The organism is Streptomyces sp. CA-142005 (assembly GCF_050942335.1).
Classification (GTDB): Bacteria; Actinomycetota; Actinomycetes; order Streptomycetales; family Streptomycetaceae; genus Streptomyces.
On sequence record NZ_CP192078.1, the window covers coordinates 268,959 to 294,898 of the forward strand.

18 protein-coding genes and 3 pseudogenes are annotated in these 25,940 nt (G+C 69.2%); 16 read left to right on the forward strand and 5 right to left on the reverse strand.

The genetic code is table 11. The features are described from left to right. The first annotated feature begins 26 nt into the window (after nucleotides 1-26). Nucleotides 27-1,601, forward strand: a complete 1,575-nt coding sequence (locus ACQPXS_RS01415) for a hypothetical protein (protein ID WP_433446130.1) — start codon at nucleotides 27-29, stop codon at nucleotides 1,599-1,601. A 28-nt stretch (nucleotides 1,602-1,629) separates the two neighbouring features. Here ACQPXS_RS01415 and ACQPXS_RS01420 read toward each other — a convergent pair whose 3' ends face one another. Then, nucleotides 1,630-3,099 (reverse strand): ATP-binding SpoIIE family protein phosphatase, encoded by a 1,470-nt coding sequence (locus ACQPXS_RS01420; protein WP_433446132.1) that lies wholly within the window; start codon nucleotides 3,097-3,099, stop codon nucleotides 1,630-1,632. Nucleotides 3,100-3,379: 280 nt separating this feature from the next. Here ACQPXS_RS01420 and ACQPXS_RS01425 point away from each other — a divergent pair, with 280 nt between their 5' ends. Further along, nucleotides 3,380-4,300: a septum formation family protein gene (locus ACQPXS_RS01425; RefSeq protein WP_433446134.1), complete on the forward strand. Its 921-nt coding sequence runs from the start codon at nucleotides 3,380-3,382 to the stop codon at nucleotides 4,298-4,300. Between the two features lie 422 nt (nucleotides 4,301-4,722). On the opposite strand, the gene ACQPXS_RS01430 is transcribed toward ACQPXS_RS01425, so the two are convergent. Continuing rightward, nucleotides 4,723-5,346, reverse strand: a complete 624-nt coding sequence (locus ACQPXS_RS01430) for a TetR/AcrR family transcriptional regulator (RefSeq protein ID WP_433446136.1) — start codon at nucleotides 5,344-5,346, stop codon at nucleotides 4,723-4,725. Between the two features lie 160 nt (nucleotides 5,347-5,506). Here ACQPXS_RS01430 and ACQPXS_RS01435 point away from each other — a divergent pair, with 160 nt between their 5' ends. The 7 genes from ACQPXS_RS01435 to ACQPXS_RS01465 all read left to right on the forward strand — a co-directional run bounded on the left by ACQPXS_RS01435 (nucleotide 5,507) and on the right by ACQPXS_RS01465 (nucleotide 13,760). Continuing rightward, nucleotides 5,507-6,898, forward strand: coding sequence for a flavin monoamine oxidase family protein (locus tag ACQPXS_RS01435; protein WP_433446138.1), 1,392 nt, complete (start codon nucleotides 5,507-5,509; stop codon nucleotides 6,896-6,898). Further along, the gene (locus tag ACQPXS_RS01440; RefSeq protein WP_433446140.1) at nucleotides 6,895-7,275 is read left to right on the forward strand and encodes an SCP2 sterol-binding domain-containing protein; all 381 of its coding nucleotides are present in this window, start codon (nucleotides 6,895-6,897) and stop codon (nucleotides 7,273-7,275) included. The genes ACQPXS_RS01435 and ACQPXS_RS01440 overlap by 4 nt, the downstream gene beginning before the upstream one ends. Before the next feature lie 224 nt (nucleotides 7,276-7,499). Further along, complete coding sequence (locus tag ACQPXS_RS01445; RefSeq protein ID WP_433446142.1) at nucleotides 7,500-8,933, forward strand: APC family permease; 1,434 nt, start codon at nucleotides 7,500-7,502, stop codon at nucleotides 8,931-8,933. Nucleotides 8,934-9,515: 582 nt separating this feature from the next. Beyond that, nucleotides 9,516-10,103 carry a maleylpyruvate isomerase family mycothiol-dependent enzyme gene (locus ACQPXS_RS01450; protein ID WP_433446144.1) on the forward strand — a complete coding sequence of 196 codons (588 nt, stop codon included), beginning with the start codon at nucleotides 9,516-9,518 and terminating at the stop codon, nucleotides 10,101-10,103. A gap of 38 nt (nucleotides 10,104-10,141) precedes the next feature. Further along, nucleotides 10,142-10,450, forward strand: a complete 309-nt coding sequence (locus ACQPXS_RS01455) for a hypothetical protein (RefSeq protein WP_433446146.1) — start codon at nucleotides 10,142-10,144, stop codon at nucleotides 10,448-10,450. Nucleotides 10,451-10,554: 104 nt separating this feature from the next. Further along, nucleotides 10,555-12,261 (forward strand): aldehyde dehydrogenase family protein, encoded by a 1,707-nt coding sequence (locus ACQPXS_RS01460; RefSeq protein WP_433446148.1) that lies wholly within the window; start codon nucleotides 10,555-10,557, stop codon nucleotides 12,259-12,261. Between the two features lie 17 nt (nucleotides 12,262-12,278). After that, nucleotides 12,279-13,760 (forward strand): long-chain-fatty-acid--CoA ligase, encoded by a 1,482-nt coding sequence (locus ACQPXS_RS01465; RefSeq protein ID WP_433446150.1) that lies wholly within the window; start codon nucleotides 12,279-12,281, stop codon nucleotides 13,758-13,760. Between the two features lie 105 nt (nucleotides 13,761-13,865). On the opposite strand, the pseudogene ACQPXS_RS01470 reads toward ACQPXS_RS01465, so the two are convergent. Beyond that, nucleotides 13,866-14,069, reverse strand: a pseudogene (locus ACQPXS_RS01470) (amino acid permease); the annotation flags it as partial. 656 nt (nucleotides 14,070-14,725) lie between these two features. Here ACQPXS_RS01470 and ACQPXS_RS01475 point away from each other — a divergent pair. The 3 genes from ACQPXS_RS01475 (at nucleotide 14,726) to ACQPXS_RS01485 (ending at nucleotide 17,841) form a co-directional block, all read left to right on the forward strand. After that, entirely contained in the window at nucleotides 14,726-16,003 is a 1,278-nt protein-coding gene (locus tag ACQPXS_RS01475) for a vanadium-dependent haloperoxidase (RefSeq protein WP_433446152.1), read from the forward strand. A gap of 182 nt (nucleotides 16,004-16,185) precedes the next feature. Next, entirely contained in the window at nucleotides 16,186-16,518 is a 333-nt protein-coding gene (locus tag ACQPXS_RS01480) for a multicopper oxidase domain-containing protein (protein ID WP_433446154.1), read from the forward strand. 93 nt (nucleotides 16,519-16,611) lie between these two features. After that, nucleotides 16,612-17,841, forward strand: a complete 1,230-nt coding sequence (locus ACQPXS_RS01485) for a multicopper oxidase domain-containing protein (protein WP_433446156.1) — start codon at nucleotides 16,612-16,614, stop codon at nucleotides 17,839-17,841. A 25-nt stretch (nucleotides 17,842-17,866) separates the two neighbouring features. Here the strand turns inward: ACQPXS_RS01485 and ACQPXS_RS01490 are convergent. Then, nucleotides 17,867-19,092, reverse strand: a pseudogene (locus tag ACQPXS_RS01490) (RNA-guided endonuclease InsQ/TnpB family protein). Nucleotides 19,093-19,602: 510 nt separating this feature from the next. Between ACQPXS_RS01490 and ACQPXS_RS01495 the strand changes: the two are divergent. The 4 genes and pseudogenes from ACQPXS_RS01495 to ACQPXS_RS01510 all read left to right on the forward strand — a co-directional run bounded on the left by ACQPXS_RS01495 (nucleotide 19,603) and on the right by ACQPXS_RS01510 (nucleotide 23,555). Beyond that, complete coding sequence (locus ACQPXS_RS01495) at nucleotides 19,603-20,136, forward strand: carboxymuconolactone decarboxylase family protein (RefSeq protein WP_433446158.1); 534 nt, start codon at nucleotides 19,603-19,605, stop codon at nucleotides 20,134-20,136. Between the two features lie 137 nt (nucleotides 20,137-20,273). Next, the gene (locus ACQPXS_RS01500; protein ID WP_433446160.1) at nucleotides 20,274-20,924 is read left to right on the forward strand and encodes a nitroreductase family protein; all 651 of its coding nucleotides are present in this window, start codon (nucleotides 20,274-20,276) and stop codon (nucleotides 20,922-20,924) included. A 796-nt stretch (nucleotides 20,925-21,720) separates the two neighbouring features. After that, a complete protein-coding gene (locus tag ACQPXS_RS01505; RefSeq protein WP_433446162.1) occupies nucleotides 21,721-22,365 on the forward strand; it encodes a plasmid pRiA4b ORF-3 family protein in 645 nt (214 codons plus the stop codon). 230 nt (nucleotides 22,366-22,595) lie between these two features. Then, a pseudogene (locus tag ACQPXS_RS01510) lies at nucleotides 22,596-23,555 on the forward strand (IS481 family transposase). A gap of 919 nt (nucleotides 23,556-24,474) precedes the next feature. Here ACQPXS_RS01510 and ACQPXS_RS01515 read toward each other — a convergent pair. Next, nucleotides 24,475-25,938, reverse strand: a complete 1,464-nt coding sequence (locus ACQPXS_RS01515; protein ID WP_433446164.1) for a dihydrolipoyl dehydrogenase family protein — start codon at nucleotides 25,936-25,938, stop codon at nucleotides 24,475-24,477. Nucleotides 25,939-25,940: the final 2 nt, after the last annotated feature.

Consider the following 25,940-nt stretch of genomic DNA (forward strand, 5'->3'; position numbering starts at 1 on the left):
TTCTACACCGCCGCCCGCCGTCACCCGTGGCCAACGCGCAAGGCCAGCGTGAGGAGAGTGTCCAGGGCACCTACGTGCCCGCCGCGGTCCGCGACGAACAGCTCGCCAAGACCACACACGTGGTGCGCTCGATCTCCGGGACACCCAGGCTGTTCGGCCTGTGCGCCCAGCTCGACCCGTGTGAGATCGCCCTGAAGATGATCGAGGGCATCGAGCCGGCCGAGCAGGCCCCCGGTGCGGGCCGGCACCCGTGGGTGGAGAACGTCGAGGCCACCCTGGAGCTGCTCGACGGCCAGGAGATGCACCGCCGCACCCTGTGGCTGGCCGTGCCCCTTAAGACCGAGACAGGCGGCCTGCAGGTGTCGGCGTCCCTCGGCGCGGCGTGGGCCGAGATCACACCGCTGCTCGGCATGCGCCCGGCGCCCGTGGCCCGGCGCGAGGTGACCGCCTACCGCGAGCAGGCGTTGCGGGTTCAGGCCGCGCTCGCCGGCGGCATCGCCTTCCGCCCCGCCCGCCCGGCGGAGATCGTGTGGATGATCCAGCACGCCCTCCACCGCGGCCTTGCCGAGCCGTTGCTGGCCGAGGCCGAGACCAGCGAGATGTACGGCGGGCAGCTCCGCGACGGCGTGCTGCGCTCCCCCAGCTACGCCGACCTCGGCCAGGTCCGCCTGCAGGAAGGCGGCACCGACCCCGAACTCGACGACACGGGCGAGCTCAAGAACGCCGGCCGCATCACGCGTTCGGGGCGCACCGCCTGGTGGCGGCTGAGGACCGGCTCGCCGCTCGGGCGGCGCTGGCTGCAGGTCGAAACCGACGCCGGCATCGGGTATCAGGCACAGTTGGCGCTGGCCGAGTGCCCGCCCGCGGTCAGCCAGGACGCCGCGGATCTGTTCGCCCAGCTGGAGACGCTCGACTTCCCCGTCGACTACACCGTCGACCTCACCCTCGTGCCCGCGGAGAAGGCGCGGGATCAGGTGCGGCGCAAGAAGAACGAACTCATCGACCAAGCCGACCAGTACGACGCCCGCCCCACCGGCATGCCCGCCTCGCTGACCGAGGCAGCGCGCGATCTGGGCGAGCTGGATGCGCGTCTGTCCCGCACCAGCGTGGAGGTCGAGGTGCAGTCGGTGACGGTGCTGACGGTGTGGGGGCCGACCGCCGCCGTCTGCGACGCACGCGCCCGCGCCCTGGCCGCCCTGCTCGCCGGCGCCGACTACCGCGCGGTGCGCCCGGCCGGCCTGCAACAGGCCCTGTTCACCCTGGGCCTGCCTGGCACGGTACGCCCCGGCGTCGTGCGGGAGTTCACCCAGCACCAGATCAGCGAGGACTGGGCGCTATGCGGAGCCTTCACCACTGCCGAGGTCGGCGACCCCAACGGGATGGTCCTCGGTATCGACCTGGACTGCGGCACTACCCGCCCCGTCATGATCAACGTGGCGGACGCCCCCAAGCAGGACGCGTCGGCGTCGATGGGGATCGTCGGGGATCTCGGCGCGGGCAAGAGCGTGCTGCAGAAACTGATCGCCGAGGCGGTGTGGGCGCGGCGGCTGCGCGATCCGCGGACCTCAGCGCTCACAGGTGCCAATCGGATCGGAATGTAAGTTGAGGGCTTCGGACGGTCCAGCCCGGTCACGCGACCGGTGCCAGGTCGCGGGTGACGGGAACTGATGGGGCGGCCGGCTGCTCGGCCCAGACGATCTTCCCGGTGGGGACGAAGCGGGTGCCCCATCGCTCGGCGAGCTGAGCGACGATGAAGATTCCGCGGCCGCCTTCGTCCCTGTCCGTTGCGTAGCGCAGGTGCGGGGAGGTGCTGCTGTTGTCGCTGACCTCCACCACCAGAGTGGTATCGAGCAGAAGGCGCAGGTGGGCAGGGGGTGTCCCATAGCGGATGGCGTTGGTGACCAGCTCGCTGAGGATCAGTTTGGTAGTGAATGCCGTCTCCCCCAGGTTCCAGTCGGCCAGCTTCGCGGACACCTCGGCGCGCAGGGCGGGCACTGCGGCGCGAAAGGCCGGGATGTCCCATTCGGCGATACGGTCACGCGGAAACGTATGGGTACGGGCGATCAGGAGAGCGACGTCATCGACTGGACGGGCGGGGAGCACTGCCTCCAGGACCGTCTGGCACGTCTCCTCCGGGTCGCGCCCCGCACCGGAGAGCGTGTCGCACAGCAGCTTCAGGCCGGCCCCGACATCGCGGTAACGGTTCTTGATGAGCCCGTCGGTGTAGAGCACGAGCTGGGTGTTATCCGACAGCTGCTGCTCGACGGCCTCGAAGCGCAGACCGCCGACGCCGAGCGGCGGTCCTTCGGGCAGGTCGAGAATCTCCACGCGGCCGTCTGGGCGGACGATGGCAGGCGGGAAATGACCGGCCCTTGCCATCGTGCAGCTACCGGAGACCGGGTCGTAGATCGCATACAGACACGTGGCCGCGATGGTCCCCTCTTGGCCGGCGCCCGCTTCCGCGTCCATTTGCTTGACCACGTCGTCGAGGCGGGCCAGTAGTTCGTCCGGCGGCAGGTCGAGGGTGGAGAGATTGAGGACCGCGGTGCGCAGCCGCCCCATGGTGACCGCGGAGCGCAGGCCGTGGCCGACCACGTCCCCGACCACCAGAGCGGTGCGGAAGCCCGGGAGAGGGATCACGTCGAACCAGTCCCCACCGACCTCGGCCTCGGCCGGCACGTAGCGGCACGCCGCCCGGACGGCACAGGTGTCCGGCAGCACACGGGGCAGCAGGCTGCGCTGCAAGGTGGTGGCGATGGCGCGCTCACGGGAGTAGCGGCGAGCCAGCTGAGAGACCGCGAGACCGACGCCGAGCAGCAGCCCGGCGGTGACGATGTCGGCCGCGCGGTTGAAGCGGATGAAGGTTCCGTACGGAGCGGTGAAGAAGAAGGCGAACCACACAGCGGCGGACAGGGCCGTCAGGACCGCGACCCAGCGGTAGCTGAGGCCAGCCACCGTCGCGACGACCAACATCAGGATCAGAGCCACGTTGTTCTGGGACAGGGTGGCTCGGACGGGGAGCAGCAGCGCGCATACGGCGAGCGGGACTGTCACTGCCGCAAGGAGCGCGGCCAACCCCCTGATGAGACCACGAGGCATGCGCACCTCCCTCCTCTCTGGTCTAGCAGGGCTCACGCGCCGCGGCCAGTCGATACGGGTCGGGGCGGAACCTCGGGTCGAGGCCCTCGACGGCGTCTGCGACGCTGCGGAACCTGCGGGAAATGACGGGTATGCGCGGCGTCCAGCGCCCCGGTGTGCCGAAGGCTCGCCGGGGGCCGGATCAGGCGGGGGTCACGTGCGCACTGGGGTGTCAGAGATGCCTGGTGGTGTGCGAGGATCCGGCTCCGCATAGGTGTTTGCCGAGGTAGACCGGAGATCCATGTCCGCCATGCCGCTGCCCACGTCGTCTGAGCCCGGCTCCAAGCGCCAGCAGAAGCGCCGCGGACTAGCGATCGTGGGTGTGCTGGCGCTCGGTGGGGCCGTGCTCGCGATGAGCCTGATCAGCAGGGCACTCTCCGGTGACGCCGACGAAAATCCGGACAAGCGGATGTCCGGCGCAGGCGACGGGTCGGCCGTGAGCCTCGCGGTGGGCGACTGCTTCACCAGCTCGCAGCACAATGAGGTCTACTCCGCGGTACCCGTGTCGTGCTCCCGGCCACACGACGGCGAAGTGTTCGCCACGGTCGCTCTCATCGGGTCCAGCGGCGTCGGCGATGTCCTCGCAAAGCAGTCGTACCACCAGTGCAGCGATCGGCTGACCGACTACGTCATGGACGATTGGTCCTTGCCCCACACGACGGGCGTCAACTACTACTACCCGACCCCTGAGGTCCAGCAGGCGGGCAACAGGACTACCACCTGTTTTACGGCCGACACGACCGGCCGGACCACTGGCAGCGTACGCGTGCAGGAGGCCAGCCTGGCAGCAGACCAGCTTGCCTTCCTCAGGCTGGAGCTGGGCTCCGCGCGCGTCTTCAAGACCTATCCGCACCTGGGCAGCACGGCCGCCAATCGTGCCTGGGCTGCAAAAATAGCGGCCGCATTGGACCATGAAGCAGATGGCCTCGAAGCCGCCCACTGGTCGGCCGGTGCGAGGCCCAAGATCACCGCCTACGTCGGGGAGCTTCGAAGGAGCGCCGAGCTGTGGCGCAAGGCCGTGGCGGCACGTTCTGACAACAGTTACTGGGCCCGTTCCGACGACGCCTGGAACCAACCTTCCTACAAGTACCAGGGGGACGTCCGGAAGGCTCTGGGACTGGCTTCGGATCTCCCCGCCACCTCTTTCGGGCCGCCGTTCTAGGGTCCACACGCCTCGGGTTGCTGATCTGGCCCGCCTGATTGGACCGCCTGTCGAACCGAAGCGCCCTCAGCACAATTCAGTGCGTTCGGGCGCACGGTGGAAGCGGTGGCCGGCCCCATCCTGTCGGGTAGCTACCCGGCGTGGATGGCTGCTCGTCGATCCCTCCCGCTGGATGCCGTCAAGGCATCGCGGATCCTCGCCAAGCTCCGCACCGGCCCCGGACCGCGCCACCGCCCGCCCTGCCCGGAGGAGGTGGGAAGACCTCCCTCACGTCTGGTTCAGGAAGTGTGCCCCCGAAGCCGGTCGAGTGGACGGCCGCCAATCGCCCCTGGGCTGCGAAGACGGCGGCCGTGCTGGACCGTGAGGCCTGATCGATGCGCGTGCTGGGGTCCAGTCCGTGGTTGTGTAGCCGCCGGTCGCGGCTACGCGGGGCTTTCAGGTTCCAGGGACGGAAGCGCGGGGGCGAGGCCGGCCAGCGAGAGGGCGCAGGTGATCACATTTTCGATGTCGCGCCGGGACTGTTCGTCCTCGTGGTGTACCTCGTACTGGATGATCAGTCCGTCGATCGCCGCGACGAGGAACCGCGTCAGCGCCGCCAGGTCCATCGGCGGTGGTGAGGTCTCGTGGGCGAGCGCGGAGCGGAAGACGTCTTCGACACAGGCGCAGTAGCGGGTGTACTGCCAGGCGGCGAGCCACTCGAAGCCGGAGTTGCGGCGGCAGTAGATCATCAGCTCGTATTGCATCAGCTGGAGCCCGTCGTCGCCCACCACGAAGGCCCAGAAGGCGCGTGCTGCGTCGCCGATCGCCGCGGCCAGTCCCTTTTCGGGCGTCACCGCGTCGCGCAGGATCTGCTCGACCTGCTCGGTCACCGTGCCGATGACGGCGGTCAGTAGTTCGTCCTTGCCTCGGAACGCGTAGTGGATCGCGGCCTGCGCGGTTCCGGCATGTTCGGCGATGCGGCGCGTCGTGGCACGGTCCAGACCTTCGCGGGCCATGACCTCGATGGCGGCCTTCACGAACTGCTCGCGGCGCTCTTCGACCTTCATCCGAGGCAGGGTGGCCACCTTCTTCCCAAGGTCCGCGACCGGGTCTTCCGGTCACCTCTTGACACCTTCACCGAAGCATACTTCACTCTGGCCACCCGACTTGGTCGGCCGACCAATTCAGCTGACCTGTTCATCTGACCAATATCTGGAAGGTGGCCTCGTGCCCGAAAACTGCGACACCGACGTCGTCATCGTCGGAGCCGGACTGGCCGGGCTGACCGCCGGCCGCACCCTGCACGCTCAAGGCGTGGACGTGCTTGTTCTGGAGGCGCGTGACCGGGTAGGTGGGCGCACCTGTTCCATGGTCGAGGACGACGGGCGGCTGGTGGAGTACGGCGGGCAGTGGATCGGCCCGACCCAGGACCGGATCAACGCGCTCGTCGAGGAGTTCGGTCTGACGACGTTCACGCAGTACAGCGACGGGGGCAACCTGCAACGCACCGAGGACGGCAGACTGCTGCGTTACCACGGGGCGATCCCCACCGGGGACCCGGTGGTGGCCGCGGACCTCATGGAGGCCATGGTCGAGCTGACCGCACTGGCCGCCGAGGTCGGCGCCGAGGCCCCGTGGACCCACCCGCAGGCCGCTGTGCTGGACGCCACCACCGTCGAGAGCTGGATCGGCGCGCAGCCGTACTGTGAGGGCGCCAAGGAGTGGCTGCGCGCGTTCACCCGCGCCCTGTTCCCCGCCGAGCCCGGGGAGGTGTCGCTGCTGCACGCGCTGTTCTACATCGCCTCCGGCGGCGGCGTGGAGCGGATGATCGGGGTCATCAACAGCGCGCAGGAGACCCGTCTCAGCGCCGGAGCGATGGGCGTCTCCCTCGGCCTGGCCGGGGTGCTCGGCGACCGGGTCCGCCTGTCCTGCCCGGTTCACCGGATCGACCAGGACGAAAGTGGTGTCGTCGTGCACCACGAGCAGGGCCGGGTGCGTGCACGCTACGCCGTCGTCGCCGTCCCGCCGCCGCTGGCCGGCCGGCTGCGCTACAGCCCGGCGCTGCCGGGCCTGCGCGACCAGCTGACCCAGCGGGTGTTCATGGGCTCGGCCATCAAGACCACCGTGGTCTATCCCGAGCCGTTCTGGCGCGCCGACGGCCTGTCCGGGCACAGCACAGGACACAACACGTTGACCTTCGACCAGAGCCACCCGGACCGCGCGGAGGGCGTGCTGGTCAGTTTCACCGACTGCGACGCCGCGCGGCGCGCGCTGCGGATGAGCCCCGAAGAACGGCAGCAGCAGGTCGTGGCCGAACTGGTCTCGGTCTTCGGCCCCAAGGCGGCGCAGCCGATCGCGACCTACGAGAAGGTCTGGCTCGAGGAGGAGTGGTCCCGCGGCTGCTACACCGGGATCCTGAGCCCGGGCACCTGGTCCACTCTGGGCCCGGCGCTGCGCGAGCCGGTCGGCCGGATCCACTGGGCCGGCACCGAGTACGCCACCGTGTGGAGCGGCTACATGGACGGCGCGGTGCGCTCGGGCGAGGAGGCTGCCGCCGCGGTGGCGTCCGAGCTGGACATGGGCGCCGGGCTGAGCGAGTCGGTGGAGGCCGCCCGATGAGCGAGGCGATCCGTGAGAGCGTCGGGGCGGACGAGCTGTTGGACGCGCTGAGCGAGTACGCGACCAAGGCTGGGGCCAGTCCCCGGGTCGGCAAGACGCTCGGCGGCTGGAACTGCCGCATCCACATCCAGGCCACCGACCACGACGCGGCCTTCACCCTAGTGATCTCCGGCGGAAAACCCGCAACGCCGACGGCCGGCATGTCCGGCGCGGCCGACCTGGTGGTGCGCGGCCACAGCTTCGACCTGGCCGAGATCTTCTGGGGCGACGCGAACCCGGTGTCCAACTACATGCAGGGAGCGATCCGCACCCAGGGCCGGGCCGAGGACGTCATGCGCCTGGACGCGATGGCGATGTTCGTCTTCCTGGGCCAGTAGCCGACATCGCGCGGCACGGGTTCCTGGGCCAGTAGCCGACACCGCGCGGCACGGGCTCGTGCCGGGGCGTGGCCCCACGCCCCGGCTTGCTTGCCCGCCTTCCCGCCGCCCGTCAGCGGCTCGGCCGGGGCAAGCCCCTCCCGGCGCGGCCGGCTGGGAAGGCCGTGCCACGGCACCTTGCGACGACCGTGATCTTGTAACTGAGCATCCGAAAGGGAAACACCATGGCCGAACCGTTGGCGCAACCGGTGCTGCGCCGGGCGCTGTCGTTCGGCGGCGCCTCCGCGATCTCCACCGGACTGGCGTTCGCCGCGATCAATTTCCTGGGTCTCGCGCAGTTGCTGACCTATGTCAGCGGGCCGATGTCCTGGCTGGCCATCGCCGCCGGCGGTCTGGTCATGCTGGCGGTGCGGTGGGTGTTCGCCGAGCTGAACGGCATGCACCCGACGGCGGCCGGCATCCGGCTGTGGCTTGCCCGCGCCATGCCGGACAAGGCGGCGCTGACCATCACGTTGACCTACATGGTGGCAATCGTGCTGGTGATCGCCGCCGACGCCTACATCATCGGCGAAGCGCTTGCCTACGCCTTCGGCAACGGCCGGCTGATCGCGGTCGGCTACGTCGGATTGCTGCTCCTCCTGGCGACCTGGCTGAACCTGCGCGGGATCAAGCTCGCCGGAGCGGCCGAGCGGATCGTCACCACGGTCGTGGTGCTGGCCACCGTCGCGATCGGCATCGCAGCGATCGCGCACCCGGGCCACCACGCCGCGCTCGGCGCGGGCTCGTCGAGCTCGCCGATCCAGGCGCTGATCCTCGGCATCTTCGTCTACACCGGTTTCGAGTGGGTGACCACCAACGCCGAGGAGGTCACCGAGCCGCGGATCATCCCGCGGGCGATGCTGGTCGCCGTGCTGGTCCTGGCCGCCTCCCAGGCGGTGTTCGCGGTGGCGATGGGCGCCACGCTCGACGGCGCCTCGCTCGGCACCGCCTACCCGCAGCTGCTGGTCGCCCAGCAGGCGCTCGGCCGGGCCGGGATGCTGGTGATGCTCGCCGTCACGGCACTGACCGCGGTCAACACCTTCAACGGCGGGTTCGTCACCCTCTCCCGGTTCATGTACGCGGTCGCCCGCGAAGGCAAGCTGCCCCGCCCGCTGACCCGGCTCAACGAGCAGGCGGTGCCGGTGCTCCCGGTGTGGATCCTCGGCGGCGCTTCCCTGGTCCTGGCCGCGGTCGTGGCCGCCACCGGCTCCTTCGCCGTCATCGTCTCTTTGTGCGCGGCTTTGGAGATGGGGGTGTACAGCGCCGCCGGGTACTGCGTGTGGAGGCTACGGCGCCGCGAGCCCGGCACCCCCCGCTCCTACCGGCTGCGCGGCGGCGTGCCCGTGGCAGCCGTACTCACCGTGGTCTTCGCCCTGATGGGGTTGCTGGCCTCGGTCAGCGTCGGCCCGCAGTTCACCCTGGCCCCGCTGGGGCTGCTGCTGGCCTGTGCCGGGCTGGTGGCGGTGTACGTGTGGACCTACGTACCGCGGCTGGAGCGGCGCGAAGCCGAGGAACTCGCAGCCCGTCGCGCGGCCCGGGCCGCGGCCCGCGGCGCCGCCCGCACCGCCTCGGCCACGCGGGCAGAGATGCCGGAAGCCGAACAGGAGCCGCGGCAGTGAGCACACCACCGGACTTCGGCACCGCCCCGATCGACCAGGCGCTCGGCGTGGCCACGATCGACCTACCTGAACGGATCGCGCTGTGGAACGGCTGACGCCGCGGATCACGCGGCCGGTCAAGGACACGCCGGCCGCGGCCTCGAAGGCTTACGATCGGGCCTGCCCGTCGCCGCCGAGGAGCGGACCGACGGCCCCTGGGCGACGGCGCAGAACACCAGCGCCCTGGTGCTGACCCTGCACCGGATCGCTGCTGGGAAGAAGCCGGTCCCGCACGGCGCCGTGCATGACGAGGCCGGACGCCGCAGGAGCAGCGCCCTCACGTGGCTGCCTGCACGAAACGCCCGGTCGTCTCACAGAAGTGCGAGGACGCTCCGGAGAAGGCACCCCGAGCGGCCGCAGTGGACAACAGCGTGCTGCACGCGGACGTTTCGCCGCTTGGGCGTCCCGGTGCTGCCTCACAACCTGCGGGACGGGCGAGCGGCGCTGCCGTCGTCCGTGCACTGCACAAGTCACCTCTTCGAACCGCGCGGGTCCAGCCCGTGGTTGTGGAGCAGATTTCATCCAGGAAAGGAACCGCAGGCTGTGTCCACCGCATGGCACTTGGAACTGCGTCGGGAACGCACTCGGTTCATGGAAACCATGAGCGAGCTGACCGACGATGAGTTCAACAACGCGAAAACCCTGTGTGCGGATTGGGCCCCACGGGACATCCTCGCGCATGTGGTCGGCCTGGACCGAATGGCATCCCATTATTTCCGGCCGTCGACACTGACGGTGAACCGGGGAAACGCACGGATGGTTGCGCACGGCAGGACGCTGAGCCGTGCGGAGCTGACCGACCTCGGGTGGAACGCCGCCACGAAGCCCTCCGGCCAGGCACAGGCCATGGCATGGCTGCTCACCGGAGACATGGCGATGCATCACCAAGATGTTCTGCGTGGCCTGGGCCGCAACCGCGAGATCCCCGAGTCGGTGGCCCGCGCCTTGTTCCGTGAAGGAGTCATCTGGAGCTGGCCGTTCGGCCGCAAGCTCACCCGCTACCGCGTCGTCCCCACCACACCGGGCGGAAGGCCACGCGGCCGCGGCCAGCTGGTGAGCGGCACCACCGAAGCGCTGAGCATGTGGCTCGCAGGGCGCGAGAGCGTCGCCAACGAGCTTACGTTCCAGTAGGTCAGCGACAAGTATCCGGCCAGCGGCTACGCTGCGGCGTGCGCAGCCGCTGGGCCCGCGCCCGCCTGGACGGCATCACGCTGATCATCTGCGTTCCGTCCTGCCTGACCCTGCCGGGACATCCGCACGGTCTCCTCACCGTGGTCCTGCGGCCGGGGTTCGGCCCGGCCGACGTGATGACCGTCGCCGAACTCGCCCCCGGTCGGCGCCGCGGTGGCGCGCCGGGCCCTGACGACCACCGTCGGACGGATCGCCCCAGCGGCGACCGGCTCGCTGGCCGACACTCACGGCACCACCGGCTGCCCGCACGCCGTGCGACTCACCGCAGCTCTGCTGCTGCCCGGTAGGACCGCCACCGTCGTCCCGGCCGACCCCGCCCGTGACGGGCGCCTTCCGGGCGAGTGAGCCGCCCCACTTCCTACCCCACTTGTTCGCACCGCCAAGGAGTGACGTGAACAGCACCCCCCTCGACACCGCCGCCCTCGACCACGCCCTGCACGAACTGCGGGAGAACGCCGCGTCCTGGACCGCGGCACCGCTCGCCGAGCGGATCGGCCTGCTGGAGCGGCTGATGCCGCGCATCCGCAACGGAGCCGCCGAGCTGGCAGCGACCGGCGCCCGCGCCAAGGGGTACAACCCCGACTCCCCCTGGGCCACGGAGGACTGGGCGGGCGGCCCGTGGGCGCTGGCCCAGAACGTCAGCGCCCGCCTGCACGTCCTGCGCCGGATCGCCGCCGGCCAGGACCCGCTGCCCGCGCGGGCGGTCCACGAACACGGCGGCCGTACCCGGGTGAACGTCTTCCCCGCCACCGGCTGGGACCGCGTGCTGCTCAGTGGCTACTCGGCCCAGGTCCGGATGCAGCCGGGCACCACCGCCGAGCAGGTGCGCGACCGAGCGGCCGGGCTGCACCGCGGCCGTCCGGAGCCGGCCGGGGTGGCGCTGGTGCTCGGCGCAGGCAACGTCGCCGCCCTGACCGCCGTCGACATCCTGCACAAGCTGTACGCCGAAGGTCAGGTCGTCGTCGCCAAGTTGAACCCGGTCAACGCCTATCTACGGCCCCATTTCGAGCGGATCTTCGCCGAGTTCACCGAGCGCGGCTGGCTGCGGTTCGTCGACGGCGGCCCGGCCGAGGGCACGTACCTCACCAGCCACGAGGGCGTGGACTCCATCCACGTCACCGGCAGCGACCGCACCCATGACGCCATCGTGTGGGGCACCGACGACCGGGCCGAACAGCGCCGCCGCGACGACCAGCCGCTGGTCGACAAGCCGTTCACCAGCGAGCTTGGCGGAGTCAGCCCGTGCATCGTGGTGCCGGGGAAGTGGAGCGCGGCGGACTTCCGCTTCCAGGCCGAGCACATCGTCACCAGCAAGATGAACAACTCCGGCCATAACTGCATCGCCAGCCAGGTACTGGTGCTGCCCCGCTCCTGGGCCGGCACCGAGCGGCTGCTCGACGAGATCCGCGAGGTGCTGCGCGAACTACCCGCCCGCAGCGACTACTACCCCGGCGCCGACCGGAGGCTGGCCGCGGTCCGCGCGGCACATCCGGAGGCCGAGAGCTACGGCGACGGCTGCCGGCTGCTGGTGCCGGACATCGCCGACCACGACGACGTGCTGCTCGGCGGTGAGGTGTTCGCCAGCGCCCTCGGCGTGGTACGCCTGCCCGGCGAGACCCCGGCCGAATTCCTGGGCGGCGCCGTCGGCTTCGCCAACGGCACCCTCCCCGGCACGCTCGGCGCGACCCTGATCGTCCACCCGGCCACCGAGCGGGCCCACCGGGCCGTGGTGGAGGCGGCCGTCGCCGGGTTGCGCTACGGCACCGTCGGCGTCAACTGCTGGTCCGCCGTGGGTTTCCTGCTCGGCTACACGCCCTGGGGCGCCTACCCGGGCAACACCCGGCAGGCGATCGGCAGCGGCATCGGCTTCGTCAACAACGCCTTCATGCTGGAGGACGTCGAAAAGACCGTGGTGCGCGCGCCCTTCGCGCCCGCCCCGCGTGGCCTGTTCACCGGCTCGCCCTCGCTGTCGCCCCGCCCCCCGTACTTCGTCACCAACCGCACCGGGCGCACCACCTTGCGACGCGTCACCGGCTTCACCACCGCACCCCGCATCACCCGACTGCCCGCCATCTTCGCCTCCGCACTCCGCGGCTGACAGGAAGCGATCCCCTCATGAACCTCAACGACTTCCTCGTCCACGCCGCCGCCGAGCACGGCCACCGCCGTGCGGTCGAGCTCGGCGACCAGGGGCTGAGCTACGCCGAGCTGGCCACCCTCGCCGGTCGCATCACCGCACTCCTCGCCGACCATGGGGTCGGCCCCGGCGACCGGGTCGGCCTGATGCTGCCCAACCTGTGCGAGTTCCCCGTCCTCTACTACGGCGTGCTGGGCGCCGGTGCCGTCGTGGTGCCGATGAACCCCCTGCTCAAGCCGCGGGAGATCGCCCACCAGGTGCGCGACTCCGGTATGGCGCTGCTCCTGGCCTGGGACGGCGCCGCCGTCCAGGCCCGGGCCGGCACCGACGACACCGCAACCCCGGTGGTGCCGATCGTGCCCGGTGGGCTTCAAGCGCTGCTGGCCGAGTACCCGGACCCGGCAGCAGCCGTCCCGCGGAAGGACGACGACCTCGCCGTCATCCTCTACACCTCCGGCACCACAGGCGCGCCCAAGGGCGCCATGCTCACCCACGCCGGGATGGCCCGCAACGCCGAGATCGGCGGGCGCACCCTGCTCCGGCTCACCCGCGATGACGTGGTGATGGGCTGCCTGCCGCTCTTCCACGCCTTCGGACAGTCCTGCGCCATGAACGCCGCCGTGGCGACGGGCGCCCGACTCACCCTGCTCGCCCGCTTCGACCCGGGCCAGGCCCTGCGCGCCATCCACGAGCGACAGGTCACCGTCTTCGAGGGCGTACCGACCATGTACGCCGCCATACTCGCCGAACACGAGCGCGGCACCGAGAAACACGACGCCAGCTCGCTGCGGCTGTGCGCCTCCGGTGGAGCCTCACTCCCGGTGGAGGTCCTCCACGCCTTCGAGGCCGCCTTCGAATGTCCGGTCCTGGAGGGCTTCGGCATGTCCGAGACTTCCCCGATCGCCTCCTTCAACCACCCCGACCGGCCCCGCAAGCCCGGCTCCGTCGGCACACCCGTCGAGAGCGTCGAGATGTGCCTCCTCGACCCGCAGGACGGCGTCGGTGAGCTCTGTGTCCGCGGGCACAACGTGATGGCCGGCTACTGGAACCGTCCCGAGGCAACCGCCGAGACCATCGTCGACGGCTGGCTGCGCACCGGCGACCTGGCCCGCGTCGACGAGGACGGCTACTACTTCATCGTCGACCGCAAGAAGGACCTCATCATCCGCGGCGGCTACAACGTCTACCCGCGCGAGATCGAAGAGGTGCTGTACGAGCACCCCGCAGTGGCCGAGGCCGCAGTGATCGGCATACCACACGTCACGCTCGGCGAGGAGGTCGCCGCCGTGGTCGCGCTGCGCCACGGCAACTCGGCTGGCCCGAACGAGCTGCGGGAGTTCGTCCGCGAGCGAGTGGCGGCCTACAAGTACCCGCGTGAGGTCTGGCTCGTCGACGCTCTGCCCAAGGGCCCCACCGGCAAGATCCTCAAGCGCCAGATCACCGCCCCGGAGAGCCGCTGAGCTGAGGCCGGACACCCGACCAGCATCCGTGCGCCGTCCCAAGGCGCACGGGCATCGGCCCAGATACCGATTCAAGGGAGAAGGGGCGCGACTACGTAGGTCTTACGAGGACGTGGCGTTGCAGTACGCCACCACAGCGGCGACGGCCAGTCCCACGATCAGCCCTGACCCCGCCGCCCGCGCGGCCGGCGCTAGGGCGGCGAAGACCCCCGCGCCGATCATCGAGCCCAGCCCGATGACGACGGCATCGAAAACGCCCAGCCTCCGCTCCAGCACAGCGGCTCCGCCGCTCTGCGACGCCTGGCTCACTCCGCAGCACCATCTGTCGATATCCGGGATCGCGAGACGATAGCTGTCGCGGATGAACTTCAGGTGGCACGCGTCGTAATCCTCAACTGCCGAAGACTCGAACGCGATGAGCAGGGCGTGCGCCGTGCCCGTACACATCAATTGCCGGTGCGTTGCGGATACGGAGACGTAGCCTGGGCGGACAGGGGGTACCCCGGCCGACGGCGGCGTCGTGAAGTCCGGGCCGAAGCAGGCCGCCTTGACTGCGTAGCGTGATGCCGGAGTTGCGGCGTGGATCGGGTACCGGCAGGCTGGATCTGGCAAGCGACCTTGATGACATGAAGAGGTGATCGGGTTGCGGGACGATGCGCGCCCGGTCAGCCCTCCGAGACGCTGGTGTGGATGACGCGTACCGCCTCATGAACCGGTATCCCGGTGAGTCCAGTCGTGATTCTTCAACGGCCGGCCCAGGCCAGGCATCAGTCGGGCGCGAACCGGCTTCGCCATCCCCGTCCCACTCCGAAGTGAACGTCCGGAGCGCTTCTTTGTGGCACGCGCTGCGGACCACCGCTAGACCGGTGGTGTGCGCTGACCTGGTGGTCCGCCCCGGCCCGAATGGGTCACGTGTACGACCACGGCCGCCACAGCCCGCCACCAGCGACAAGGAGCCGCAGAGCATGGGTGGAAAGCAGAAGACACTCGCCATACTTGCCGGAACCGCGCTGGCAACCGGACTCACCAGCCCCGCCTTCGGGGCCGGCGCCGCTCACTCACCGGCCCTGCCTACCGCGGCCACGGGATCAGGGACGTCGGTCGTGGAATGGAACCGCGAACTCATCACCATCCTCGGCGATCCGAAGGCGCAGCCGGCCACCGTCCAGCCCACGCGCAGCTTCGCGCTCCTCCAGGCTGCCGAGTACGACGCGGTCGTATCGATCACCCGGTCCGGCCCCGCCTACCTGTTCTCGGTGGCGGCGCCGCGAGGCGCCCGTGCGGATGCCGCAGCCGACCAGGCGGCCCACGATGTGCTGGTCGCCCTGTACCCGGCCAAGCGCGCACACGTGGACCAGCGGCTGAGCAGCCAACTGTCCGCCATTCCGGCCGGCCCGGACAAGCAGGCGGGCACGACGGTCGGAGCCGAAGTCGCCCGCCGACTGATCAGTCTTCGGTCGAACGACGGGTCCTCGGCGGAGCCGTCGCGGTTCCGCGCCGGCGACAAGGCCGGTAACTACCGGCCCACCCCTCCCGACTTCCCGGCACCGGTGTTCACCGACTGGGGCTCGGTCAAGCCGTTCGTACTGACGAGCGGACGTCAGTTCCGCCCGTCAGCACCGCCGCCCGTGAGCAGCGCCGTGTACGCCACCGCCTTGAACGAGGTCAAGAGCGTGGGGAGCAAGTCCAGTACCACCCGCACCCCCGATCAAACCGCGGCCGCGAAGTTCTGGGCGGCGGCACCCGTCTGGAACGTCTGGAACCAGATCGCGCAGGGCCTTGTCACCGCCCAGAACGCGAGCCTGGAAAAGGCGGTGAAAGTCTTCGCCCGGCTCGACCTGTCCCTCGCCGACACCACGATCGCGATGTACGACGCCAAGTACGCCTACCGCGTATGGCGGCCCGTGACGGCGATTCGTCTCGGCGGTACGCACTACAACCCTCGCATCGTCGGGGACCCCCACTGGTCCCCCCTGCTGACGACCGCCCCGGATCCGTCCTATCCCAGCGCCCACGCCGCCCTCAGCCAGGCGGCGGCCACGACGCTCACTGGGTTCTACGGCGCGCGGCATCGCCTCACGGTGACATCGAAAGGCGTCAGCAGAACCTTTGCCGGCTTCCAGGACGCCGCCACCGAAGCGTGGCTCAGCCGGACCTGGTCCGGCCAGCACACCTCGATCGACAACCGCGCGGGCCAGCAACTCGGCACCCGGGTAGCCGACTTCGTGTCAGGGCACCTCTGACCGTCCGCACCGGGCGACATGCGCAGCCACACACCTGCCCGTCTGAATCAGCCGGGTCGGGAAGCGGAGAAGGGAACAGATCCGTGCCCATCTCTCGTCGCGACGCCCTCAGGCTGGGTGGCGCGTTTGTGGTGGCCGGAGCGGGTGCCGGTGGGGTTGGAGGCTGCGACTCGCAGGCGAGGATGAGCGCGGTTGTCCCCTCGGGAAAGGCGGACTACACGGTGCGGATCGCGACCGGGACCATCGAACTCGCCCCGGGCACGGTCGTCTCCACCACGACGTACAACGGCCAGTTCCCCGGTCCGCTGCTGCGGTTCGCCGAAGGCCGCCCCGTCGCGGTCGACGTCCACAACGACACCAGTACTCCCGAGCTGCTGCACTGGCACGGCCAGCGAGTACCCGCCGACGTGGACGGGGCCGCCGAGGAGGGCACCCCGTACATCCCGCACACGGCATGCGGCGCCTGTCGTTCACTCCCGGACCAGCCGGTTTCCGCTACTACCACACCCATGTGACCGCACACGGTGACCTGACCCGCGGCACGTACTCCGATCAGGCGGGCCCGGTCTACATCGAGCCGAACGCCAACCCCGGAGCTTACGACCAGGATGTTCCTGACCTTGAAGGAGTTCGAACCCTCCCTCAGCCACGGCGGGGACATCCCGCAGACCTTTCTGGCCGGCTCGCCGGTGCCGGACCTGAAGCACATGGGCGAGAAGGCCACAGCCGACTCGCTGGCCCGGGGCATGCCGCGCGGCTACGAGGTCGGCTACCGCGCCTTCAGCGTCAACGGCCGCAAACTCGGCCACAGTCAGCCGATCACGGTCACGACCGGGCAACGCGTGCTGTTCCACGTCCTCAACGCCAGCGCCACCGAGATGCGCAGCCTCGCCCTGCCCGGCCACACCTTCACAGTCGTCGCCCTCGACGGCAACCCCGTACCCCGCCAAGCCAGTGTGCCCGTCCTGTGGACCGGCACCGCCGAACGCGTCTCGGCGGTCGTGGAGATGAACCACCCAGGTGTCTGGGTGCTCGGAGACACCTCGGACGACGACCGCAACGCCGGTATGGGCACCGTCGTGGAGTACGCCGGACGCAGTGGCACTCCGCAATGGATCGCGCCACCCTCATTCACCTGGGACTACCGCACCTTCGCCGACATCGGCTCCACGAATCAGCGACCCGACCACACGATCGACCTGCTGGTGGAGAAGCGCAACGCCGCCGAGAAGGGTTTCAATATCTGGCCCCTCAACGGCGTCCCCATCTCCCCGGACACCAACAAGCCGGTGCTGGACGTCGAGCGCGGCAAGCGATATCGGCTCCGGCTGCGCAACGCCTCCGATGACATCCACCCCCTCCACTTGTACCGCCACACCTTCGCGGTCACCAACTTCGCCAGCACCGCCACCCATGGCCTGCACAAGGACGTCGTCATGCTAGGCGGCTACCAAAGCCTCGACCTCGACTTCACCGCCGACCAGCCAGGACTGTCGCTGTTCCACTGCCACCAGCAAGCAGCTCCACATGGACTACGGGTTCATGATCCTTTTGCGCTGCTCCTGACGTGGCCTTCGGCTCCGGATGGGGTCGGTGGTGCCGGGACGTCCCACATCGGCTGCATGAGGCGGCGGATAGGTCTCATTGCCTTGCACGTCTCCGAGTTGGGTCTTGTTTGGTGGGAGCCGGGCTTTCAGTCCCGCCATGACGCTGCGGCCGGCCGCCATGAGCTCCTGTGCAACCCCCAAGGCCACTACGTGGTCGGCATGTACACAGAGCTGGACGAGCAGCTGGGCAGCTCCTCCTGGGCTGGGAGGCTGGCTGGTGGGAGGACGTGACTCGGTGATTGACATCCTCGCCCACCTAAAGGAGGGCGATTCCCGTCTGCCGCGCCGTTGTCGGGTGCGGCTCCGGGCGGGTTCCTGCTTCATCGCGCTGTGCCGGTAGGGGTCCCGGCCTTACCTGCGCTCCACGGGCTGACACGGCCAGTCCGGCCGCGTTCGCGACGGTGACCGCCGCGTTGATGTCTCGGTCCAGAACGGTCCCACAGGTCCCGCAGGTCCACTCGCGGACGGCAGGGGTTTGGGGCCGTCCTTGACGCCGCAGGCCGAGCAGACCTGAGAGGTGGGCTCGAAGCGTCCGATGCGCACGAACGTGCGCCCGTACCGGCTGGCCTTGTACTCCAGCATGGTCACGAACTGCGACCATCCGGCGTCGTGCACGGACTTGGCCAGGCGTGTGCGGGCGAGTCCCTTGACCGCCAGGTCTTCCACCGCGATGGCTTGGTTTTCGCGGATCAGCGTGGTGGAGAGCTGGTGGTGGAACTCCCGCCGTGCGTCCGCGACGCGGGCATGCGCCCGTGCGAGGCGAACCCTGGCCTTGTTCCGGTTGGCGCTGCCCTTCTCCTTGCGGGACAGGGCGCGCTGGGCCTTCTTGAGCCGTTTCTCGGCCCGGCGCAGGAAGCGGGGACTGTCGATCTCCCGGCCGTCGGAGAGGACGACGAAGTGCCCCAGGCCAAGGTCGATGCCGACCTCGGGTATTGCCGGCATCAGGACTTCTTCGGGGCCGGTCTCGATGACGAACGAGGCGAAGTACCTGCCCGCGCTGTCCTTGATCACGGTCACCGTGGACGGGGTGGACGGCAGGGTACGCGACCACTTCACCGTCAGATCGCCGACCTTGGGCAGACGCAGCTTTTTGCCGGGTGTGATCTTCCACCCGGCGTTCGCGGTGAAGCGGATCGCCTGCCGGGTGTCCCGCTTCGACTTGAAACGGGGCGGCCCCATCCTGGGACGCTTGCCCTTGAGGGAGCCGAAGAAGTTCCGGTAGGCGGTGTCCAGGTCCCGAAGGGACTGCTGGAGGATCACCGACGACACTTCGGCCAGCCACGCCCGTTCGGGCGTCTTCTTCGCGGCCGTGAGCCGCTTGGAAAGCTCACCGGAAGTGACGAACGGCAGCCCGGCCACGCGGGCGTCCTCGCGGACGCGCAACGCGTCGTTGAAGACCACCCGAGCACACCCGAACGCCCTGGCCAGCGACTGCCGTTGACCGGCGCTCGGGTACACGCGGAACGAGTACCGAAGCCGCATGGCGATCATCATAGATACCCACGCTGGACTCCACATCCCGATGTACGCGCGGGTCGTCACGTCATCTACAGCCTTCATGTGCACTTGGTTTTCGTCCTACTGCGCCGGCAGCTGCGCAGGGGCGCCCCTGACCGTCGTGAAGCAGTACATCGAGAATCAGAAGCGCCCCGTGGGCTGAGGTGAACAGTGCGGACCCGTGCCCCTGGTGCGGGTCAGAGCAGGTCTGAGATGGCCTTCACCCCCGGCGTAAACGCCGGAGCACTGGCCAAGATCAAAGGTAGATCAAGTCCGCGGCGTGCTCGAGGATGCGACCTCGCGTCGCCAGCCCCTTGCCCGTGCGCCCGCGAAGATCACGCGATCCATCGTTCATCTGCGTGTCACCACCCTATCCCGCAGATTGGGCTCAGCAGCCCAACACGAGCTGAATTGGGCTTGACAGCCCATTCTTCGTCGCGTTCACTGTGAGTGGGCCAAACAGCCCAGAATGATACCGACCCGAGGACCGCCACCATGTCTCGTCTCAGCACGCCCGAGCTCACCGACATCGACGCCAAGACGCAGGGCACGCTCGACACCATCGCCAAGCAGTTCGGCTTCGCTCCGGGCATGTTCACCACGCTCGCCGCCAACCCGAGGGTCCTCGAGATCGTGATGGGCCTGCAGGGCAGCATCGCTAAGCTCCTCGACGCCAAGACCCGCCACACGATCGCGCTGGCCACGTCCCGCTCCAACAACTGCGACTACTGCTCGGCGCTGCACGGATACATCTCCGCGAACCTCGCAGGCATGTCCACCGAGGAGATCGAGCTGGCCCGCACCGGCGGCTCCACCGATCCCAAGCATGCCGCCGTCGCCCGCTTCTCCCAGCAGGTGATCGAGACCCGCGGTCAGGTGGACGACGAGGACATCGCCGCCGTTCGCGAGGCCGGATACACGGACCCCGAGATCCAGGCGATCGTCACCGTCGTCGTCGTCACGCTGCTCACGAACTACCTCAACAACGTCAACGACACCGTCGTCGACATCCCCGGTGCGGGCGCGTAACCAGCCACCTCGCAACCGAGTCGACCGGCACGACGGCCAACCAGATGAAAACGACGTTCACCACGCACTGACATAAGCCCAACGCCCAAAAACCATCTCCTGACCCGATCTGCCCGAACACGAAACGAAAGCCAGACATGGATCTCAACAATCTGATCACCAAGCACCTCACCCGCTACTTCGACCCGAACAAGAAGATCCCGGAGGAGACCTTCCAGCTCCTGCTGCGCTACCTGCGCACCTCGCCGACGACGATCAACATCCAGCCGAACCACTTCCATGTGCTGGAGACACAGGCCGGCAAGGACAAGCTCGCGGACGCTCTCGTCGGCCGCTTCGAGGACAACCAGGAGAAGGTCCGCAACGCATCGCACGCGATCGTGTTCACGACCCGCAAGACGATTCCCGACGAGCACTTGCAGGAGATCTTCGCCAAGGAACGCGCGGACGGCCGCTTCGCGGACCCTGAGATCCAGAAGGGATGGGAGGCCGGAGCGTCCCACTTCGTGAAGATCCAGACGGAGAACTATGGCGGCGACGTGCTTCACTGGCTGGAGAAGAACACCTACCTGGTGGTCGGCGCGACCATGATGGCCGCCGCTTCTCTCGGAGTCGACGCCACCCCGTTCGAAGGATTCGACCGCGCAGCGATCGACGAAGCGTTCGGCCTCACCGACACCGACTACACCACCACGCTGATCATGGCGCTCGGGTACCCGGACGAGACGCGCGTCTCCCGCCAGCCGGTCTCGCGTTTCGACGCCGAGAAGATCTTCACCCACATGTGACGAACCGAGCGGGCGCGCCATCGGCGCGCCCGCTCGGCTCCGGGGGACTCGACCGCCCGGCGCCCGCACCTCTCCTCGACGGACGCCGGGCAGTCGACCTCCACTGACCTCGAGGAGGCCAAGATGCACGCAGGCAGGACAGTTCAAAACCGCGCGGCCGCGCGCGGCAGAGCTCCCGGGTTCAGAGCACACGCACCAGTGCACCGGCGACTGGGAGGTGTGGAAAGTCGGTGGCAAGGTGTTCATGCTGCAGACATCGATGCCCGGGGAGCCGGTCGTGATCCTCAAGGCCGATCCCTCAGATGCGGAGCGCTCCGCGCGTCGCACACGAGCATCTCTCGCGGCTACCACATGAACAAGAAGCACTGATCACCGGCAAACCTGGTGCGGATATCGGGCAGGCGTTGGTGGACAGCCTCGTGACCGAGTCGTACCTGCTCGTCGTCGCGGGCCTTCCCAGACACAGCCGCCCGGTCGACCCCGACACTTTCAGCTTTCTGCCGTCTGCCGACTGACCGACGCGGCGCCAGACAAAAAAAGCCGGCTCTTCGCCGATCCGGTGGGGATCACGGCGTGAGTCCGCTGGCGGCTAGCTAGTGCAGCAGCGTATTGATCTTGCGAGGGTCATGCGGCTTTGAGCGGGGTTCCGTCGTAGGTCCAGCGGAACGGTCGGGCCTCGACTTGCCGCCGGCACGCGACCCACCCCTTCGAATCCATGTATCGCGTTGATCATTGCTGTGGTCGGCGGGAGACGTTCCACCGGAGCAGGTCGAATACGGGTGGCAGGATGGCCGCCATGGCGAACAGCAGGAGCGCAAGGGCCCCGCGGACGGCGCCGGTCAAGACCGTGCACAAAATCAAGATCACCTTGCGGGAGTCCCGGCCTCCGGTCTGGCGCCGTCTGGAGGTGCCGTCCGGCATCACCTTGCGAGAGCTGCACGACGTCATCCAGGCCGCCTTCGGCTGGGAGGACTACCACATATGGGCCTTCGAAAGCGGCCGGGACCGATATAGCGTCGCTGACCGCGACCTGGGAATCGGCAGCGCCGCTTCCACGCGGCTCGGCCAGGTGGCACCCCACACCGGCGACCGGCTCCACTACACCTACGACTTCGGCGACGACTGGGAACACGACATCCTCATCGAGGACGTCACCGCCCCGGAGGCCGCGACCCTCGATGCCTCACCGGCCGCCGAGCCTGCCCGCCCGAGGATAGCGGCGGCATCTGGGGATACGACTACCTCATCGAGATCCTCGCCGACTCCCGCCACGAAGAACACAAAGACCGCCTGGAATGGCTGGGCCTCGACTCTGCCGACCAGTGCGACCCCGCAGCGTTCGACGCAGCCGAGGTCAACTCCGCGCTATCCCCTCTCGCGACCGTGCTCATCAAGTACTGACGCATCACCGCCCGACGTTGGCAGCCCGCGTCGCCGCTGACGGCGGGCACCTGACCCCGCAAGATCAATGCGGCGCTGCACCAGGCGAGCAGTTGACTCAGGGCCGCTTCGTTGGACTCGGGCGGCCGGGTGCGCCACTCCCCCAGTGTTTCCCATACGGTCTGCGCAACCGCGTACGCGTGCCGAGCCAGGCCGTCGTCCAAGTCGGCGACTTTCTAAAACTGACGATCATCGTTGACACCTGGGTCTCCGATCACTACGGAGATCCACATGCCGAAGTCCATCCCTGCCACCTCGCGGCTTGACCGTGAGGCCAAGCGGCGCCTGGCCGTCATCCGTCACGTCGAAGAGGTCACCAGGAACGTCGTGATGTCCTGCCGGTACTTCGGGATCAGCCGGCAGGCGTACTACACCTGGTACCGCCGCTACCAGGCCGAGGGCACTGAGGGCCTGCGGACCCGCTCCAAGGCCCCGAAAACGTCCCCGAACGCGACGCACGTCGAGGTGGCCGGGAAGATCATCCAGCTGCGGCAGAACTACCACTTCGGCCCCGAGAAGATCGCCATGTACCTCAAGCGGTACCACGACGTCACCATCAGCAAGTCCGGCGTATGGCGGATCCTCAACCGCCTGGACATGGGCCGCCTGCCGGCCTCCCAGCGCTACAAGCGCCACGACCGCCGATGGAGGCGCTACGAGAAGCAACTACCCGGCCACCGCGTCCAGATCGACGTCAAGTTCATCGAGCCGCTCGCCTCGTTACCCCAAGGCCGCCGCGGCGGTGGCAACAAGTACTTCCAGTTCACCGCGAGCGACGACTGCTCCCGCCTGCGCGTCCTGCGGATCTACCCGACGCTGAACCAGGCCACCGCCATCCAGTTCCTCGACTACGTGCTGCAGCGCCTGCCGTTTCAGGTCGGGGTCATCCAGACCGACAACGGCGCCGAGTTCCAGTCCGCCTTCCACTGGCACGTGCTCGACCAGGGCATCGCCACACCTACATCAAGCCCCGCACACGGCGGCTGAACGGGAAAGTCGCACGCTCCCACCGCATCGACGCCGAGGAGTTCTACCGGCTTCTGGACGGCGTCATCATCGACGATGCCGAAGTCTTCAACGACAAGCTGCGCGAGTGGGAGGGGTACTACAACTGCCATCGCCCCACACGGCGGCCTCGGCGGCCAGACACCCCACGAACGCCTCAAGCAGAAGACCACGGCCCAGGCGTAATCGGTGATCGTCAGTGGCACAAACTGGGGATTCCGTCCTCCCGCGTGACCGCCGCGCCGGCACGGTCAGGGGCTTGACCGGCAGGAAGCGCACCGGGTCCGCGCCCGGCAGTCCGCCCACCGTTCCCCGCACTTCCCGCATCTGCCTGCCAGCCGCGCGCAGGAGCGGCGCCACGGCCAGGCGCATCCGCTGGGCACGGGCAGACTCACGTCGACCGCCTGCATGCAGCCGCCCTTCGGCCGGCTCAGGACCTGAGCCTGCGCTGCAGGCGCCGCTCCGGTCGCGCCGATGACCACGGCCTGGGTGGTGTGGCGGTCGCGCCACACCACCCAGCCCGAGGCAAGGCCGGCCGCATACGGTGCGTCGGTCCGCTGGCCCCACCAGACCCTCCACCCCGGCGAGTGCTCCGACCCGCATAAGGGCCTGCCCGCGGCCTCGCAGGTCGGCACTGCGCAGGGTGGCTGGCCGCCCTCGACCAGACGCAGCAGCTCGGTGCGGCGCTCGGTGTACGGGCGGGGCCGCCGGTCGGTGTCACCGACAGCGAGGATGTCGAGGAGGGCAACCTGGACGGTGAAGTCGGCGCCGCGTCGGTAGGCCACGGCGGCCGGCTCGGCTCTGCAACCGCTCGAAGGCCACGCCAGTGCCGTCGATGAAGACCGCGACGAGCTGCCCGTCGAGGACGGCGTCCGGCAGGCCGACGGCAGCGTCTGCGACGTTAGAGAACGGGCGGGACAAATCAGTGCCGTGCCGGCTCCACACCCGTCGGGTCGCGGCGTGAGTCTGACGTCTCCAGCCGTCGTTCTCCAGACTTCGCCGTGTCTCGTGAGACACGGATGTGGGGGTGCTGGCTCGCTTTGAAGATGGACGAGACGGGCGTGCATCACCCGGACTGGAGGCGAGGGTGTCGGGTGGCGGTGGTCTATGGCGTCTCCTGATCGTGCTGGTAGGCGGCGAGGAGGAAGAGCCAGATCTCGCTGACGGTGGGGAAGGGGGCGATCGCGTGCCTGAGCCGTTTGAGCGGGACCTCGCCGGCGACCGCGACGGTGGCCGAGTGCAGGAGCTCGCTGACGCCGGGGCCGACGAAGGTCACGCCGAGGAGGACTTCCCGGTCGAGGTCGACGACCAGCCGGGCGTGGCCCTGGTAGCCGTCGGCGTAGAGGTTGGCGCCCTGGGCGGCGTTGAAGTCGAGGTCGACGGTCTTGATGCGGTACCCGGCGCGCTCGGCCTGTTCGGCGCTCAGGCCCACCGCGGCCGCCTCGGGGTCGCTGAAGAAGACCTGGGGTACGGCGTGCTGGTCGGCGGTGGTGGCGTGGTCCCCCCAGGGCGTGTCGTCCAGAGGGCGGCCGGCGGCGCGGGCGCCGATGGCGTCGCCTGCGGTCCGGCCTTGGTACTTGCCCTGGTGGGTGAGCAGGGCTCGGTGGTTGACGTCGCCGAGGGCATACAGCCAGTGGCCGTCGACACCCCGCACCAGGCAGGTGGTGTCCACGTCCAGCCACGAGCCGGGGGTGAGGCCGACCGTGTCCAGGCCGATATCGTCGGTGGCCGGGGTGCGGCCGGTGGCGACCAGGACCTCGTCGGCCTCCAACTCGCCGCCGTCGTCGAGGGTGAGGGTGACCGGTCCCTGCGGGTCCGGGCGGCGCAGGGCGGTCACCTGGACGCCGATCCGCACATCCGCGCCCGCCTCGCTCAGTCCCTGGGCGACCAGTTCGCCGGCGAAGGGCTCCATGCGGGGGATCAATCGGCGCCGGGCGAGCAGGGTGACCTGGGCGCCGAGGCCCTGCCAGAGAGTGGCCATCTCGATGGCGACTCCGCCGCCGCCGATGATGGCGAGGCGGGCGGGCACGGTGCTGGAGTCGGTGCCGTGCCGGTTCGTCCAGGGACGGGCCTCGGCGATGCCCGGGATGTCGGGCAACGCCGGCCGGCTGCCGGTGGCGATGGCCACCGCGTGCCGGGCCGTGAGGATCTGCCGGGCGCCGTCGTCACGGGTGACGCTGACGCGTCGGGGCCCGTCGAGACGGCCGTGGCCACGGAAGAGGTCGGCTCCGATGGACTTGACGAACAGGGCCTGTCGGGAGTCGTCCCAGTCGGAGACAGAGCGGTTGCGGCGGGCGAAGACGCCATCGGTGTCGATCCGGCCGGTGACGGCCTGCCGGGCACCGTCCACGCGGCGTGCGTCGGCGACCGCGAGGACCGGCCGCAGCAGCGCCTTGCTGGGCACGCACGCCCAGTACGAGCATTCACCCCCGACCAGTTCCCGTTCCACGACCGCTACGGAGAGACCGGCGGCACGGGCGCGGTCGGCGACGTTCGCACCGGTCGGGCCCGCGCCCAGCACGACCACGTCGTAAGACACGTCTGTGGGGGTTTCGTGCGGTTCGCTCATGT

Excerpts from the sequence above, each read along its gene's own strand:
- ACQPXS_RS01420 (WP_433446132.1), bottom strand. The coding sequence starts at position 3,099 with ATGCCTCGTGGTCTCATCAGGGGGTTGGCCGCGCTCCTTGCGGCAGTG.
- ACQPXS_RS01425 (WP_433446134.1), top strand. The coding sequence starts at position 3,380 with ATGTCCGCCATGCCGCTGCCCACGTCGTCTGAGCCCGGCTCCAAGCGC.
- ACQPXS_RS01430 (WP_433446136.1), bottom strand. The coding sequence starts at position 5,346 with ATGAAGGTCGAAGAGCGCCGCGAGCAGTTCGTGAAGGCCGCCATCGAG.
- ACQPXS_RS01440 (WP_433446140.1), top strand. The coding sequence starts at position 6,895 with ATGAGCGAGGCGATCCGTGAGAGCGTCGGGGCGGACGAGCTGTTGGAC.
- ACQPXS_RS01445 (WP_433446142.1), top strand. The coding sequence starts at position 7,500 with ATGGCCGAACCGTTGGCGCAACCGGTGCTGCGCCGGGCGCTGTCGTTC.
- ACQPXS_RS01465 (WP_433446150.1), top strand. The coding sequence starts at position 12,279 with ATGAACCTCAACGACTTCCTCGTCCACGCCGCCGCCGAGCACGGCCAC.
- ACQPXS_RS01475 (WP_433446152.1), top strand. The coding sequence starts at position 14,726 with ATGGGTGGAAAGCAGAAGACACTCGCCATACTTGCCGGAACCGCGCTG.
- ACQPXS_RS01480 (WP_433446154.1), top strand. The coding sequence starts at position 16,186 with ATGAGCGCGGTTGTCCCCTCGGGAAAGGCGGACTACACGGTGCGGATC.
- ACQPXS_RS01485 (WP_433446156.1), top strand. The coding sequence starts at position 16,612 with ATGTTCCTGACCTTGAAGGAGTTCGAACCCTCCCTCAGCCACGGCGGG.
- ACQPXS_RS01495 (WP_433446158.1), top strand. The coding sequence starts at position 19,603 with ATGTCTCGTCTCAGCACGCCCGAGCTCACCGACATCGACGCCAAGACG.
- ACQPXS_RS01500 (WP_433446160.1), top strand. The coding sequence starts at position 20,274 with ATGGATCTCAACAATCTGATCACCAAGCACCTCACCCGCTACTTCGAC.
- ACQPXS_RS01505 (WP_433446162.1), top strand. The coding sequence starts at position 21,721 with ATGGCGAACAGCAGGAGCGCAAGGGCCCCGCGGACGGCGCCGGTCAAG.
- ACQPXS_RS01515 (WP_433446164.1), bottom strand. The coding sequence starts at position 25,938 with ATGAGCGAACCGCACGAAACCCCCACAGACGTGTCTTACGACGTGGTC.